Below are 15,377 nucleotides of genomic sequence, written 5' to 3'. Positions count from 1 at the left end.
TGCCTCGAATACAGGAGTGGAGCGGTTAGGTCAGCCGCCAATGATCTCAGGGGGCGCGGCTTGCGGCAACCGCGAGGCGCCGGGGCGGGTGGCCAGCGCTTCGAGAAACTGCTGTGCAGGCATGGGCCTGGCGAACAGGTAGCCTTGCTGATAGTCCACGCCATGGCTAGCCAGGTAATCGCGCTGCGTTTCGGTTTCCACGCCTTCGGCGACAATGCCCAGGCCCAGTTTGGCTGACAATTCGATGATGGTTTCCAGGATATGCACCGACAGCGCATCGGCACCGATCATGGCCACGAAGCGCTGGTCGATCTTCAGGTAATCGACCTTGAACTGAAGCAGGTAGTTGAGGCTGGACTGGCCGGTACCAAAGTCGTCCAGTGCGATCTTCACCCCCATGGCATCGAGCTTTTCGAACAGCTCGAGCGCCACGGGCGTGGGTTCGATGAGCTTGCGCTCGGTCAGCTCCAGGGTCAGCACCACCCGGCCTGGGGGAAAGTGCTGCAGGAACGTGCGGCATTCCTCCAGCAAAGTCAGGTCGCGGCAGTGATCGGCCGTGATGTTGATGCCGACGTGGAAGCCGTCCTCCAGCAGCGTTGCATAGGGCGCCAAGGCTTGCGCAGTGTGCATCATCAGTGCCCGGGTCATGGCCACGATCTGCCCGCTGTGCTCTGCGTAGGGGATGAACAGGTCTGGGCGTACCAGCCCCTCTTGAGGGTGGTTCCAGCGCATCAACACTTCGACGCCGGCCCAGCGGTAATCACCCTTGCGTACCACCGGCTGGAAGTACGGCAGGAATTCGTCGGCCTCCAGCGCCCGCCTCAGCTCGGCGCGGGGTGAGTTGGCGCGGCGCACCTGCCAGTGGCATACCAGGCCGGCGATCACGCCCAGCACCAGCAGCATGCCGAGCAGGGCAGGGTAATGGCTGCGCCACAGGCGGCTTTGCTCGGCGGCGCTGTACCCGCCCTGTACGCTCAGCGGATAACGCGTGGAGGCCAGCAGCACATTGGCGTGATCAGCGACCGGCGGTTGGCCATGGTGCACGATGCCGTCCTTGCCCATCCAGGCGTCGCCGACGCGGATGTACAGCGCTTCGTCGGCGCCTATCAGGCGCAGCGCCGTCAGCAGGTGATCGCCGTCGACCGTGCTGATCGCACCGTGGTCCCCTTGGCTGGCCCTGTACACCAACAGTGGGTGGCCTGGGGTGACCGAGTTGCCATCCATCAGCCACAGTTTGCCATCGACATAGTCGGCGGGGTTGACTGGCTCATCGAATGCGCCGAACAGCGACGTGCAAAAAATGCTGTTGTGCCTGAACAGGTTGGTGGAGCGCACGAAGGCATTGCGCGTGACCTGGGTGCGCAGCAGCAACTGGGCTTGCTCGCAGGGGACATCGGTGTGCGCCAGCAAGCTGTCGGCGGCGCTCGACAGGTTGTCGAGGATGTGTTCGATATGGCCGAGCACGTGCTGCGTGGTGGCGTGGCTGCTGGCCTGCATTTCCCGTTCGATCTGCCAGCTCATGATCGCCAGGCCGCTCACTACCGGCACCATGCCGACCACCAGCGGTAGCAGGGTGCGCCGACTGAAGACGCTGCGGTGTTTGGCTGTAAGGGGCATGCTGGGTGGCTACGTTGAAGGGCTACGCTGAAGGGTCAACAGAGCATAGCCGTTAGTCGGGCAGAGGCCTTAACAAAAACGCGACAAAGGGATTTACGCAATGTAGAATCGGTTTACGAATAAAACAATAAGGTCCTTCAGTTCCGAAGGATCAAGCCCGCCGAGAATGGGTCCATATGACATACCATGGGTTCAAGCTGATCATAGGTGACTTCCTCGCCCGCAGCGTGCGAGGGATCCCGTGCTCCCCGCCATTTCTGTTCCGCATCCCAAGCAATCATTAATTTTTAGCTGCAGATGAGGACACGAACATGGCAGATATCTTTGAAAATCCAATGGGCCTGATGGGCTTTGAATTCATCGAACTGGCGGCCCCGGCCCCTGGCGTGCTGGAGCCGGTATTCCAGATGCTGGGCTTCACCAAGGTCGCGACCCACCGCTCCAAGAATGTGCACCTGTATCGGCAGGGTGGCATCAACCTGATTCTGAACAACGAACCCAGAAGCATCGCGTCGTATTTTGCCGCGGAACATGGCCCATCGGTATGTGGCATGGCCTTCCGTGTGCGCAATGCCCATGAGGCCTATGCCCGTGCGCTGGAACTGGGCGCGCAGCCGGTAGAAATCGAAACCGGCCCGATGGAACTGCGCCTGCCGGCGATCAAGGGCATTGGCGGTGCGCCACTGTACCTGATTGACCGTTTCGAGGAAGGTAGCTCGATCTACGACATCGACTTCAAATTCATCGAGGGTGTCGACCGCCACCCGGTCGGTGCCGGCCTCAAGGTCATCGACCACCTCACCCACAACGTTTACCGTGGGCGCATGGCCTACTGGGCGGGCTTCTACGAGAAGCTGTTCAACTTCCGTGAAATCCGCTACTTCGACATCAAGGGTGAGTACACCGGCCTGACCTCCAAGGCGATGACCGCCCCGGATGGCATGATCCGCATTCCGCTCAACGAAGAGTCGTCCAAGGGCGCCGGGCAGATCGAGGAGTTCCTGATGCAGTTCAACGGTGAGGGCATCCAGCACGTTGCCTTCCTGACCGATGACCTGCTCAAGACCTGGGACGCGCTGAAGGGGTTCGGCATGCGCTTCATGACGGCGCCGCCACAAACCTATTACGAAATGCTCGAAGAGCGCCTGCCCGGCCATGGCGAGCCGGTCGATCAGTTGCAGGCGCGGGGTATCCTGCTCGATGGTGCCTCGCAGCCGGAAGACAAGCGCCTGCTGCTGCAGATTTTCTCGGAAACCCTGCTCGGGCCGGTGTTCTTCGAGTTCATCCAGCGTAAAGGCGACGACGGGTTTGGTGAAGGCAACTTCAAGGCCCTGTTCGAATCCATCGAGCGTGACCAGGTGCGTCGCGGCGTGCTGAGCACCGACTGACACGCTGGTAGTGGCGCCGCCGTCATGTCCCTTCGGCGGCGCGGCTACGCCTGTTCGCGCGCCCTTTCATCAGCGCCAGGAAAACCACCGAGGCGGTCAGAACCCCCACCAGTAGCAAGGAGGGCAGGGTCTGGCGCATCGACTGGCGAATCTCCCGCGCGGTGAAACCTTCGGCATAGCCGCCTACGACCCGATAGCCGTATTTCTGCGAAAGCATGCTGGTCGAAAACTCGTCCTGCGAGGGGCGTGCGCCGGCGCGGCTGTCGCCGCCACTCCACAGGTAGCGGTCGTCGAATTCCAGCAGCAGCGTCAACCCGTCCTGGAAAGCGTCCAGCTCGCTGCGAAGCTGGGAGGCATACGCCGTGACAATGACACCCTGGTTATTGTCGGCCGTATACAGGTTCACCAGCAGTTTGCGGCGGGTGTCTGCGAGCCCATAGGAAATCTCGACCTGGCGGCCAGACGTGGCAAATGCGGTCAAATCCTCCAGCGGGTCCGGCGTGGTACTGCAATAGGCCTGCTCGTCCTCTACCAGCGTGAGGGACCTGAGCATGGACAGGCTGGTGACATGATCCTGCAAGGTGTTTAGGGCGCTGGCACAAGGCTGCCCGGCCAGCGGTAGTGAACGCAACGCGGTTTCCTGCATGCGGTTGAATGCCTGATCGACACTGTAAACCGCTTCCTTCACGGAAACAGCCGCATTCTCCGCAAGTTTCGTTTGCAGTTGCAGGATCATCACCAGCAACCCGGATACCACGGGTACCAGCCCCACCACGATCAGCAACAGCAACTCCAGCATGCTACGCCCGGCGTTGACGATGTACGACATAGACCTATTGCGCTCCGCTGCAACGCTGTTCCAGTTGAACAGCCGAGCCCAAAGCCTAGGTCTTCGATGGTCGTTCGGCTGTAGGCCGAAGAAAGCGCGCGTGACAGTAATTGCGCAAACCTGCGTAAGCCCTATCGGCCTGCCAGCCGGGCCAGCACCTTGAACTCCGCCATGGTGGGCCGAACGTGCTGTGCTACCTTCAATAGCATTACCCCCAGCCCACTTGGCCATGCTGGAGCCATGACATTGGTCACCAAAAAATCATCACTTGGCCTTGAGCCACAGATCCGCCTTCAACCGCCTGCTGCCGCAGCCCGCAGGCCGGTTGACGACCGGATCGTGCAGCTGGACTGGAGCCGCACCTCGCTAGGGCCGCTGCCGCGCTGGCCGGCTTCGTTGCGCATCGCGGTGGATATGATGCACCTGTCGCCGTTCCCCTGTGCCGTGGTTTGGGGGCCAGACCTGACGGTGGTGCACAATGATGCCTACCGTGCATTGCGCGGCGGCGCTGCGGATGGGCTCGGCCAGGCGTTCGACACGCTGTGGCGCGAAATCTGGCCGACAGTGGGGCCGTGGGTTTTCAAGGCCCTGGAAGGGCAGTCGAACTTTGTCGAGGACCCTCCCTTGCGCATCGGCAGTGACCCGTGCGGCGAGCCACTGTGGTGCGCATTCGGTTACGCGCCCCTGCACGATGAGCAAGGCAATGTCGCGGGCTTTCTGCACACGGTGATCGAGACCACTGCCAGCGTCGAGGCACACCGGCATTGGCGCGAGCAGGCGCAAGGCTTCGAGCAGCAGATCGAGCGGCATGTGCTGGAGCACGAGCAGATCTGGCAGATGTCACGCGATGCGATGATGAGGGTTACCCCGGAGCTGAAGGTGCATGCCGCCAACCCCGCCTGGCACCGGGTGCTGGGTTGGGACGAACAGCAGATCCAGGGGGTGTCGGTACTGGAACTGGTCCACCCGGCAGATCGGACCGAGGTGCAGGTGGTGGTGTCGGCGTTACTGCAAGCCAGCAGCGCAGACCCGATCGAGACCCGCTTGCGGCACCGCGATGGGCATTACCATACCTTCCGCTGGAGCGCGCGCTTCGATGGGCGCTTGCTCACCGTAGTCGGCCAGGATATCAGTGAGGACCGCGAGGAGGCGGCGCGCCAGTCCGAAGCGCTGATGCGCAACACTGAACGGATGGAAGTCGTGGGGCAACTGGCCGGGGGCATGGGCCATGAGTTGAATAACCTGCTTTCTGGCATCGGCGGTAGCCTTGAGCTGCTCCAGCGCCGCCTCCAGGAGGGGCGCCCGGAGCGGATCGGTGCTTATGTGGATGTTGCCCGCGATTCGGTGATGCGGGCCATGGAGCTGACCCACCGTTTGCTGGCCTTTTCCCGCCACCAACCCTTGGCGCCGAAGCCGCTGGATTTCAACCGGCAGTTGCGCCTGTGCGAGCCGTTGTTGCGCAGGACCTTGGGTCCGGAGTTGTGCTTGCACTGGCAACTGGACGTCGCCCCGTGGGTGGTCAACCTGGATGTCACCCAGCTCGAAAATGCATTGATCAACCTGTGTACCAACGCCCGCGAGGCGTGCCTGGAGCGGGGCAATGTCACGATCCGCAGCGTCAACGAACGCTTGATCGCGGCGTTCCCGGACGAGAACGGGCTGCCGCCGGGTGACTATGTGGCCTTGCATGTCGAGGACGATGGCCACGGCATGTCGGCTGCGGAAATCGCCAAGGCGTTCGAGCCTTTTTTCACCACCAAGCCCATCGGCCGTGGCTCCGGCCTGGGGCTGTCGATGGTCTACGGTTTTGTCGGCCAGTCGGGGGGCTATGCGTGGATCGAGTCTGCGCCGAACCAGGGGACCAAGGTGTCGATGTTGTTCCCCAGAACGTTCGAGCCGCTTCCTGATGAGTGCAAACCGGTGCAAAGTACGCAACGCATGGCCCAGGGTGAGCGGCTGCTGCTGGTGGATGACGAACTCAATCTGCGCGCGGTGATGCGTGAATACCTGGTTGAGCGCGGTTTCCAGGTGGTTGACGCAAGCGACGCCAATACCGCATTGGAGCGGTTTCGCCATGACGGTCCGTTCGACCTGGTGATCACCGATATCGGTTTGCCGGGAGGCTTCAGCGGGCGCCAGGTGGCCAAGGCCATGCGCATGCAACTGCCGCAGCAGAACATCCTGTTCATCACGGGCTATGCGGGGCAACCGGTGGAGCCCCAGTTGCTCGAACAGCCTGGCACAGCGTTGATGAACAAGCCGTTTTCGCTGGCAGACCTGGCAGACCAGGCGTTGCGCATGCTTGAACAGTGAGCCCCTCAGGGTTGGCCAAGGATCATGGCCACCTGTTCCTGCAGCTGTCGCAGTTCGAATGGCTTGCAGATCAGGTGCATATCGCACCCCAGAAAGCCCTCGCGCGCCATCGCGGTTTCCGCGTAGCCGGTAATGAACAGCACCGGTAACCGGGGGCGCAAGCTACGTGCAATCTCCGCCAGTTGCCGACCGTTCATGCCGGGTAAACCTACGTCGCTGATCAGCAGGTCGATGGGTTGCGAGGCGCGTAGCATCTCAAGCCCCTCCTCGGCGTTGGCCGCACTCAGGCACGTGAAGCCATTGTCACGCAGGGCCTGGCACAGCAGTTCGCGAACATGCAGGTCGTCCTCGACCAACAGCACCCGGTGGCCGTGTGTGGCTTGCGCAGTTACCAACGGTTGGGCGGGCGAGGGTGCCTGGTCGATGTGACGCGGCAGGTACAGGTCTACCCGCGTGCCCTTGCCAATTTGGCTGTGCAGGGTGACATGGCCATGGGATTGCTTGCTGAACCCGTACACCATCGACAAGCCCAGGCCGATGCCTTGGCTGGTCGCTTTGGTGCTGAAGAAGGGTTCGAATGCGTGCTCCAGTGTACTTGGCGCCATGCCCTGGCCGTTATCGATCACGCTCAGGCGCAGGTAATCGCCGGCGGTCAGGGGGCCGTCGGCCATGGGGCTGCTGTAGATAGGCTGATTGGTTGCCTCGATCCGCAGCAGGCCACCGCTGGGCATGGCTTCACAGGCATTGAGGATCAGATTGTCGAGGGCCTCGCGCAATTGCTGGTCGTCAGCTTCCGCGTTCCACAGGCCTTTGGCGATGCTCACCTGCAACTTTATCGCAGGCTTGAGTTGAGCCTTCAGCTGCTTGGTCTGCAACAGGGTGTGCAGGTTGACGCATCGGCTGTGCAACGACTGCCTGCATGAGAAGGCCAGCAGACGATGGGTCAGGCGGGCGGCGCGTGACACCGCTTCGCGGCCCAGGCGCAACACGCCGTCCAGGCCGTCGGCGCGGCCTTGCTTGAGGCGCCGGTCTATCAGCTCGAAACTGCCGCCAATACTGGTGAGCAGGTTGTTGAAATCGTGGGCCACGCCGCCAGCGAGTTGGCCGATAGCTTCCATCTTGCGCGCCTGGAAGCGGGCCTGGGCGTAGCGCTCCGCCGGCTCATCAGGCTGGGCGAGCCCGTTATCCAGCCGCTGCTGCAGGTTTTTAAGCTGGTCGCGGGTCAGGTATTGCCGACGCCTGTGGCGCAGCGCGGACTGGGTCATGTGCAGCAGTTGGTCGTCGCAGAAAGGGGGCACCAGCAGGATAAGGTTGCCGACCGGGTGATTGTGCACGCGGCTGGCCGACCATGCACCCTGGGTCACCAGCACGATGGGCAGATCCGACCAGTGCGGTTGCTGGTCGATAAAGGCCTGCAGCAGGGCGCTAGGGCCAGCGTTGAACACCTGCTCGGCGATGATCGCCAGGCCGGCGCCTTCTGCCAGGCGCGCATGCAGGTGCGCCAGGTCGGTGGCACACAGGCAATTGATGCCGGCCGCTGAAAGCAGGTGCGAGGTTTGTGCCGCCAACGGCGGTGGGGCGAGGATCAACGCACGTTCATCCAGCGCCAACGAACTGGCCAAGGCAATTCTCCTGCAGAGTGGCCTGATAACCACTGGACCCTGGGCACGGGATCAGGGTTCAACAGGTTTCAGGCAGACCTAGAGGCCTTGCTGCAGGGCGGGGTCATCCGGGTTTTGCTGCTCCAGCTCGGCCAGCAGCACCTGCACGTTCTGAAGTTGGCCGGATTCTTTCCAGTACTGGATCAGCAACACCCGCGCGCGACGGTTGGCCGGTTGCTGGCTGAGCACGGTTTCCAGCTGCTTCTGCGCCGCATCAAGTTGCTCAAGCGCATGCAGGGTCACCGCCAGGGTATAGCGGTAATCGACGTTGTCCGGGTCCAGTTCAACCGCGCGGGACAGTGCCAGCAAGGCGTACTCACGTTGCTGGTGGCGGATCAGCCAGCGCCCCAGCTGGTATTGCAGGAAGGCCGAGTCCGGGCTCAGGGCCAATGCCTTGCCGAGCACCTGGCGTGAGGCATCGTGTTGGCCTTGACGTTCCAGCAGGCGCACCTGGGTGGCTAGCGCATCGAGGTTGCCTGGGGCGACGGTCAGTGCACGTTGCAGGGCTACCGCAGCTTGGGTGTAGTCATTTTCGTGCATGTACAAGCGCGCCAGGTGCACTTGCGCGTCTGCTTCCTCGGGTTGTTGCGCCAGCGCTTGCTGGTATTGCTCCAGGGCCGCCTGCAGCGGGCCGAAATACAGGCCTATGTCATCCGGGGAAAGGCCAAGCAAGGCGTCCACGGCAGCGAAGCGCACGCTTTGGTCGTCATCGTCCAGCAGCGGGCCAAGCACCAGGCTGCGCTGCGCCGCAGGCAGCAGCCGGCGGATACCTGCGATGGCGGCACGGCGCACCAGTGGCTCGGCGTGTTCCAGGTCTTGCCGGGCGATTTTCAAGGCCAGTGGCGAAGGGTAGTTGGGCAGCTCGGCGTACAGGGCTGCGCGCCGGATCGCGGGCAAGTCGGTGCGTTGCAACTGCTGGTAAAGCACCCTGGCAGCGCCAGGCCGACCGTCGTGGGCCTGGCGCAGGGCCTTGGCATAGCTATGCGCCGGCAAGGTCGGCTGGGCTGACGGAGTATCGCGCCACAGGTACCCGAACAGGGCCGATACCAGGATCAACAGCAGCACGGCGATCAGGTAGCGGTTGCGTCTGGGCATCGGGGGGTCCATGGCGGCAAGAAGGGCTGAGCTTGGGCCAGGCGGTAGATAAAAGCAACGGCTTGGCTATCGACCGTTCGGTTTCCGGGCGTTTGTTCTGCCGGCTTCAGATTCCCTTCAGATTCGTCACTGATACTTCGCCCAACCCATTAATCAGGGGGGAGTCCCATGACCCATACCCTTTGGAGCCACCTGCTCCCATTGCCGATAGGCACCCATGCAGCGCATCACGGCTGTTTGTCCCTGCATCTGCCGGACGACCCTGACCGGGAGGCGCTCGAGCAGTTCATTCATCGCTGTTTCGCTGAAGTTCACCACGCCGATGTACACCATTACCTGCCCGAGTTGCTGGCCTTGCGTGATAGCCACGGGCACTTGATCGCGGCGGCGGGTCTGCGACCGGCCAGCAGTGGGCCGCTGTTTCTCGAGCGTTACCTGGACGTGCCCCTGGAAACCGCGGTTGCCCGCCTGACCAGCCTGCCCGTTGCCCGCGAGTGCATGGTCGAGGTCGGCAACCTGGCGTCGCTGAGCGCTGGCAGCGCACGCATCATGATCACCGCCGTGACCTGGCTGCTTGCCACCCGTGGGCTGAAGTGGGTGGCGTTCACCGGTGCCTCCACCTTGATCAACAGTTTCCAGCGCCTGGGCCTGGCACCTACCGTGCTGGCGCAGGCCGACCCGGCACGCCTGGACGAGCCCGTTGCGCAATGGGGCAGCTATTACGCCCAGCATCCGCAGGTGTACGCGGGTGAAATCGGCCAAGGCTTCGACTTGCTGCGTAGCGCTGGTGTGTTTCGCCGCCTGGGCTTTCCGGTGCTGGACGAGGAGACCGGCCATGCCGCTTGAACTTGAACGTTTCTGGCAGGCATTGCTGGCCCATGGTGACGCGCCCGCGCTGGAAGGGGCCAGTGCACGCTACACCTACAAGCAGCTGCTTGCCGAGGTGCTACAGCGTGCCGAGGCCCTGCGCCAGCGTCAGGCCGGTGTGCTGGTGCTGGGGCTGGATAACGGTCCCGAACTGCTGTTGTGGGACCTGGCCGCGCTGGTCTCGGGGCGCGCCTGCGTGACGGTGCCCACCTTCTTCAGCCCAACCCAGTTGGAGCATTGCCTGCAACAGAGCGGCGCCAGCCTGGTGCTCGGCCCGCCCGCCTGGGAGAGCTTGCTCGGGCGGTTGGGTTTCGTCGACCAGCAAGGCTTCTGGTCGCGGCCAGCGCTGCCTGCGGTGGCCCTGCCTGAAGGTACCGCCAAGGTCACCTACACCTCTGGCAGTACCGGCAACCCCAAAGGCGTGTGCCTGAGCGCGCAGGCCATGTTGCGGGTCGCACACGAACTGGAACAGGCCAGCCGGCCTACGCAGCCTCGGCGCTACCTCGCTGTGCTTCCGCTGGGCGTGTTGCTGGAGAACCTGGGCGTTTACGCCGCCTTGCTGGCAGGGGCCAGTGTCATGCTGTACCCACAGGCCCAGCTGGGCATGGGGGGGGCCAGCCAGGTCGATTTCAAGCGGCTGCTCGGGGCCATCGCCTTGAGCGGCGCACAAAGCCTGATTCTGGTTCCGCAACTGCTGCTGGGGCTGGTCACGGCAATCGAGCGCGGGCTGATGGGGGTTGGCATGCTGCGTTTCGTTGCGGTGGGTGGCGCCCGTGTGGCGCCCAGCCTGCTGGCGCGGGCCGAGGCCGTAGGCTTGCCGGTATTCGAGGGCTACGGGCTGTCGGAATGTGCCTCTGTGGTGGCGCTGAACCGCCCCGGTGCGGTGCGCCCGGGCAGTGTCGGCCGGCCATTGCCGCATGTGCAGGTGCGTATTGCCGAAGACGGTGAAGTGCTGGTTGCCGGGACCCTGCTGCTTGGCTATCTGGGCGACACGCCCAGCCAAACCGCGTGGTGGGCCACCGGCGACCTGGGCTTTTTCGATGATGAAGGCTACCTGCACCTGAACGGGCGCAAGAAACACCAGTTCATCACCAGCTTCGGGCGCAACGTCAACCCTGAATGGGTAGAAGCCGAGCTGACCCAGAGCGGGGTGATCGCCCAGGCGTTCGTTCATGGCGAGGGCATGCCGCGCAACGTGGCGTTGCTCTGGCCGCTCGCCCCGGGCACCACGGACGCGGCTATCGAGCAGGCCGTGCAGCACAGTAATGCCAGTTTGCCCGACTACGCCAGGGTGCATGCCTGGCGGCGTTTGCCAGCGCCATTCTCGGTCGCCGAGCACACCCTGACCGCCAATGGCCGCCCACGCCGTGAGGCGATCCTGCAGCGTTATCAATCCTTGTTGTCCGACATTCCGTCATGAGGTCTACCATGTCATTTTTCGACACCCTGCAGCTGCAAACCAGCCACGAACGTCAGGCTTTGTTCGCGGTGCCGGTCATTCGCGAGGCGCTGGCCGGCCAGGTAAGCCGGGCCAGTTACATCGCCTTCCTCACCCAGGCCTATTACCACGTGCGCCATACCGTGCCGCTGATGATGGCGTGCGGCGCTCGGCTGCCGGCGCGGCTGGAGTGGTTGCGCGGCGCGGTGTGCGAGTACATCCAGGAGGAGTACGGCCACGAGCAGTGGATCCTCAACGATATCAAGGCCTGTGGCGGTGACTGGGAGGCGGTACGCGACGGCCGGCCTGCCTTGCCCATCGAGTTGATGGTTGCCTATCTGTACGACCTTATCGCACGGGGCAACCCGGTGGGGTTGTTCGGCATGGTCAACGTGCTGGAGGGCACCAGCATCGCCCTGGCCACCCATGCTGCCGGGGCGATCCAGAGCACCCTCGGGTTGCCCAACCAGGCCTTCAGCTACCTCAGTTCCCACGGCGCGCTGGACCAGGACCACATGGTCACCTACAAAAGCCTGATGGATCGGCTGGACGACGTGGCCGACCAGCAGGCGGTGCTGCACGCCGCCAAGGTGGTGTACCAGCTGTATACCGCCATGTTCGAAGGTTTGCCACGCACTGAGCATGCCGAGGTGCAGCATGCGCTTGCATGAGTCGGTGGTGGTGCTGACCGGGGCCAGTGGCGGCATCGGCCTGGAACTGGCCGAGCAATTGTGTGCAGCCGGTGCCCGGGTCCTGGCGGTAAGCCGGCACATGGGCAAGCTGGCGGGGCTGATGAACCGCTACCCTGAGCGCCTGCGTTGGCAAACGGCCGACCTGCGTACGCCGACCGGGCGTGAACAGGTGGTCAGCCGCGCCCGTGAAATGGGCGGGGTCAATGTGCTGATCAATGCCGCCGGTGTGAACCGTTTTGCCTTGCTGGACCAGCTGGACGAGTACGCGCTGGATGAATTGTTCGACATCAACATCAAGGCGCCCCTGCATCTGACCCGTGCCTGCCTGCCCCTGCTGCGCGAGCAACCCAAGGCGCTGGTGGTGAATGTCGGTTCCACTTACGGCTCGATCGGCTACCCCGGCTACGCCACCTACTGTGCCAGCAAGTTCGCCCTGCGCGGTTTTTCCGAGGCGTTGCGCCGTGAGTTGGCCGATACCACGGTGAATGTGCTGTATGCCGCCCCGCGGGCCACCCGCACCACCATGAACAGCAGCGCCGCCACCGCGCTCAACCAGGCGCTGAAGGTCGGCATGGACGACCCGGCCGATGTCGCCCGCGCCGTGCTCGTAGCCGTCCAGTCGGAGCGCAGCGAGCTGTACCTGGGGTGGCCGGAAAAGCTCTTCGTACGCATCAACGGCATGTTGCCAGGGGTGGTCGACCGTGCCCTGCGCAAGCAATTGCCTGTCATTCGCCGCTACATTGGCGGCCATATCAAGGAGTCGAGCAAATGAAGCGACTGGCCTTCGTCAGCCTGCTGGCGTTCACCCCGTTCACCTGGGCACTGGATCCAGCCGGAAACCAGCAGCTCAGCGCGCTGCAACAGCGTTGGGCACAAATCCAGTATCAGACGCCCAAGGCCCAGCGTGCCGATGCTTTCGAGAAGTTGTCCGGTGAGGCGGCGGCATTCGTCAGGCAGCACCCCGGCACCCCCGAGCCGCTGATCTGGGAAGGCATCATCAACAGCAGCTGGGCTGGCGCCGTGGGTGGGCTCGGTGCGCTGGGCAAGGTCAAGTCAGCCAAGGCCAGCCTGGAGCAGGCCATCAAGCTGGACCCTGATGCCCTGCAGGGCTCGACCTATACCAGCCTTGGCACGCTTTACGACCAGGTGCCGGGCTGGCCGATAGGGTTCGGTGACGGCGACAAGGCGGACAAGCTGTTGCGCGAAGCCCTGAAGATCAACCCCAACGGCATCGACAGCAACTATTTCTGGGCCGACCACTTGTACCGGCAAAAGCGCTACGCTGAAGCCACTGCTGCCTTGCACAAGGCCATGCAGGCGCCGCCGCGGCCGGGGCGTGAGCTGGCGGACCAAGGCCGGCGGGCGGATATCGCGGCTTTACTCAAGGCAATCAAGGACAAACAGGACTGAACATGCGGCTACTGCTGGTTGAGGACGATACCGCACTGGGGGAGGGGATCTGCGATGGCTTGCGCCAGGAGGGTTATACACTCGACTGGTTGCGCGACGGCCAGAATGGGGTGCACGCGCTGCTGCATGAAACATTCGACCTGGCCATCCTGGACCTGGGCTTGCCGCGCCTGGATGGCATCGAGGTACTGCGGCGCGTGAGAGGCGCTGGCAATAGCTTGCCGGTACTGATCCTCACCGCGCGGGACGCCCTGGATGATCGCATCGCCGGGCTGGATGCTGGCGCTGACGACTACCTGATCAAGCCGTTCGACCTCAACGAGCTGAAGGCCCGCTTGCGGGCTTTGCTCAGGCGCAGCGCCGGGCGTGCCAAAGTATTGATCGAGCATGCGGGGGTCATGCTCGACCCCGCTACCCAGCAGGTGCATTACCAAGGGCTGGAAGTGATATTGACCCCCAAGGAGTACCGCTTGCTGCATGAATTGCTGGCCCAGCCGGGCAAGGTGTTCACCCGTGAACGCCTGACCCAGCTGCTGTATGGCTGGGATGAAGAGCCCGAGAGCAATACCCTGGAAGTGCACATCTACCACCTGCGCAAAAAGCTCAACAACGGCCTGATCCGCACGGTGCGGGGCATTGGCTACCTGGTCGAGGGCAAGGCATGACCTCGTTGCGGCGAAGGACGTTGTGGCGGGTCATGCTGCTGTTGCTGCTGGGGACAGGCCTGCTGACGCTGTACAACTATCATGACAGTCGCCATGAGATCAACGAAGTGTACGACGCCCACCTGGCGCAGAATGCCCGCCTGCTGCAGGGGGTCATGAGCCTGCCGGTCCAGGGCGGCTCGCGCGAGGCCATGTACCAGGCGTTCAACGACGCCTTGGCCCAGGCCGGCCACCACCGGGTTGGCCACCCCTACGAGAGCAAGCTGGCATTCCAGGTATGGGGTGAGGGGGGCGTCTTGCTGGTGCATACACCCAGTGCCCCGCAGCTGTCGCTGCCGCCGTCCGAACCCGGGTTCTACGACTTTTCCAGTGGTGACCGGCAATGGCGCGGCTTCGTGTTACCGGTGCCGGAAAAGCACTGGGTCATCTGGGTGGGTGAACGCGATGATGTGCGCTACGACCTGATCGACCGGATCGTGCGCCATACCTTGTTCCCCTTCCTGCTCGGCAGCCTGGCCCTGGTGTTGCTGGTATGGGTCGCGATCGGCTGGGGGCTGCGCCCCTTGCAGAACATGGCCACGGTCATTCGCGCGCGCCACGCCGATTCACTCGAACCCTTGCGCCTGGCGCCATTGCCCTCGGAGCTGGAACCCATGCAAGCGGCCATCAACCGCCTGCTGGCGCAGATCGAAGACATGCTGCGGCGCGAGCACCGCTTCATTGCCGACGCCGCCCATGAAATGCGCACGCCGCTGGCGGTGTTGCGCCTGCATGCCCAGAACGCACTCGAGGCCGCGAGCGAGGCCGAACGGCGCAAGGCGCTGGGCTTTCTGATTGGCGGTGTGGACCGGCTGACCCGGGTGGTCAACCAGTTGCTGACCCTGGCCCGTGTCGAGCCGCGCCTGGGCCAGCACGCCGCGGTCAAGGTCGACCTGGGTGAGGTGGTCACCGACACCATGGCCGAGCTGACTCCCTGGATACTCGACCGCGGCCTGGAGCCATCGCTGGATATCGGTGAGGGTGATCACCACCTGGGCATCGACGCCGGTGCGTTGACCATCGCGTTCCAGAACCTGGTTTCCAACGCCGTCGAGCACTCGCCCCCGGGAGGGCGCATCAGCGTACTGCTCAGGCGCCGGGAAAACCGTTTCGAGCTGATCGTGGAGGATGAAGGCCCAGGTATCGAGCCGGCTGACATAGCGCGCGTGTTCGAGCGCTTCTACAGCCGTAACAGCCCCAACGGTGCCGGGCTGGGGCTGTCCATTGTCGCCACCATCATTGACCGCCTGGGCGGGCATGTTCACCTTGAGAACCGACCGAGCGGGGGCTTGGCAGCAACCCTGCGGCTGCCTTTTAACTGATACAAAAAGCTGTACATTGAGGGTGACAAACCTGTACAAGA

13 protein-coding genes are annotated in these 15,377 nt (G+C 63.4%); 9 read left to right on the top strand and 4 right to left on the bottom strand.

Going from position 1 to position 15,377, the window contains the following annotated elements:
• Positions 1-30: 30 nt before the first annotated feature.
• A complete protein-coding gene (locus tag B3361_RS18900; RefSeq protein WP_054903824.1) occupies positions 31-1,617 on the bottom strand; it encodes an EAL domain-containing protein in 1,587 nt (528 codons plus the stop codon).
• Positions 1,618-1,928: 311 nt separating this feature from the next.
• Between B3361_RS18900 and hppD the strand changes: the two genes are divergently transcribed.
• Entirely contained in the window at positions 1,929-3,005 is a 1,077-nt protein-coding gene (gene hppD / locus B3361_RS18895; protein WP_054903825.1) for a 4-hydroxyphenylpyruvate dioxygenase, read from the top strand.
• Positions 3,006-3,027: 22 nt separating this feature from the next.
• Here hppD and B3361_RS18890 read toward each other — a convergent pair whose 3' ends face one another.
• A complete protein-coding gene (locus B3361_RS18890; RefSeq protein WP_029887132.1) occupies positions 3,028-3,834 on the bottom strand; it encodes a CSS-motif domain-containing protein in 807 nt (268 codons plus the stop codon).
• Between the two features lie 240 nt (positions 3,835-4,074).
• Here B3361_RS18890 and B3361_RS18885 point away from each other — a divergent pair, with 240 nt between their 5' ends.
• Positions 4,075-6,147 (top strand): hybrid sensor histidine kinase/response regulator, encoded by a 2,073-nt coding sequence (locus tag B3361_RS18885; protein ID WP_054903826.1) that lies wholly within the window; start codon positions 4,075-4,077, stop codon positions 6,145-6,147.
• 5 nt (positions 6,148-6,152) lie between these two features.
• Here B3361_RS18885 and B3361_RS18880 read toward each other — a convergent pair whose 3' ends face one another.
• Together B3361_RS18880 and B3361_RS18875 are read right to left on the bottom strand one after the other, a co-directional pair.
• Entirely contained in the window at positions 6,153-7,769 is a 1,617-nt protein-coding gene (locus tag B3361_RS18880; protein WP_054903827.1) for an ATP-binding protein, read from the bottom strand.
• A gap of 78 nt (positions 7,770-7,847) precedes the next feature.
• Entirely contained in the window at positions 7,848-8,903 is a 1,056-nt protein-coding gene (locus tag B3361_RS18875; RefSeq protein WP_054903828.1) for a HEAT repeat domain-containing protein, read from the bottom strand.
• A 168-nt stretch (positions 8,904-9,071) separates the two neighbouring features.
• Here B3361_RS18875 and B3361_RS18870 point away from each other — a divergent pair, with 168 nt between their 5' ends.
• Genes B3361_RS18870 through B3361_RS18840 form a run of 7 tightly spaced genes read left to right on the top strand, consistent with a single transcriptional unit; the run spans position 9,072 to position 15,336 of the window.
• Complete coding sequence (locus B3361_RS18870) at positions 9,072-9,749, top strand: thermostable hemolysin (protein ID WP_054903829.1); 678 nt, start codon at positions 9,072-9,074, stop codon at positions 9,747-9,749.
• Positions 9,739-11,190, top strand: a complete 1,452-nt coding sequence (locus B3361_RS18865) for an AMP-binding protein (protein ID WP_054903830.1) — start codon at positions 9,739-9,741, stop codon at positions 11,188-11,190. The genes B3361_RS18870 and B3361_RS18865 overlap by 11 nt, the downstream gene beginning before the upstream one ends.
• Positions 11,191-11,198: 8 nt before the next feature.
• A complete protein-coding gene (locus B3361_RS18860) occupies positions 11,199-11,879 on the top strand; it encodes a TenA family transcriptional regulator (RefSeq protein ID WP_029887138.1) in 681 nt (226 codons plus the stop codon).
• Entirely contained in the window at positions 11,866-12,672 is an 807-nt protein-coding gene (locus B3361_RS18855) for an SDR family oxidoreductase (protein WP_286920313.1), read from the top strand. Before B3361_RS18860 ends, B3361_RS18855 begins: the two co-directional genes overlap by 14 nt.
• Positions 12,669-13,310 (top strand): hypothetical protein, encoded by a 642-nt coding sequence (locus B3361_RS18850; RefSeq protein WP_286920312.1) that lies wholly within the window; start codon positions 12,669-12,671, stop codon positions 13,308-13,310. The genes B3361_RS18855 and B3361_RS18850 overlap by 4 nt, the downstream gene beginning before the upstream one ends.
• 2 nt (positions 13,311-13,312) lie before the next feature.
• Positions 13,313-13,975 carry a response regulator gene (locus B3361_RS18845; protein ID WP_054903833.1) on the top strand — a complete coding sequence of 221 codons (663 nt, stop codon included), beginning with the start codon at positions 13,313-13,315 and terminating at the stop codon, positions 13,973-13,975.
• Positions 13,972-15,336, top strand: a complete 1,365-nt coding sequence (locus tag B3361_RS18840; protein WP_054903834.1) for a sensor histidine kinase — start codon at positions 13,972-13,974, stop codon at positions 15,334-15,336. The genes B3361_RS18845 and B3361_RS18840 overlap by 4 nt, the downstream gene beginning before the upstream one ends.
• Positions 15,337-15,377: the final 41 nt, after the last annotated feature.

It is taken from the genome of Pseudomonas sp. UBA6699 (assembly GCF_002454615.1).
Taxonomy (GTDB): domain Bacteria; phylum Pseudomonadota; class Gammaproteobacteria; order Pseudomonadales; family Pseudomonadaceae; genus Aquipseudomonas; species Aquipseudomonas juntendi.
The sequence above is the reverse complement of the archived record's forward strand: the minus strand, read 5'-3'. Positions and strand labels throughout refer to the sequence as shown.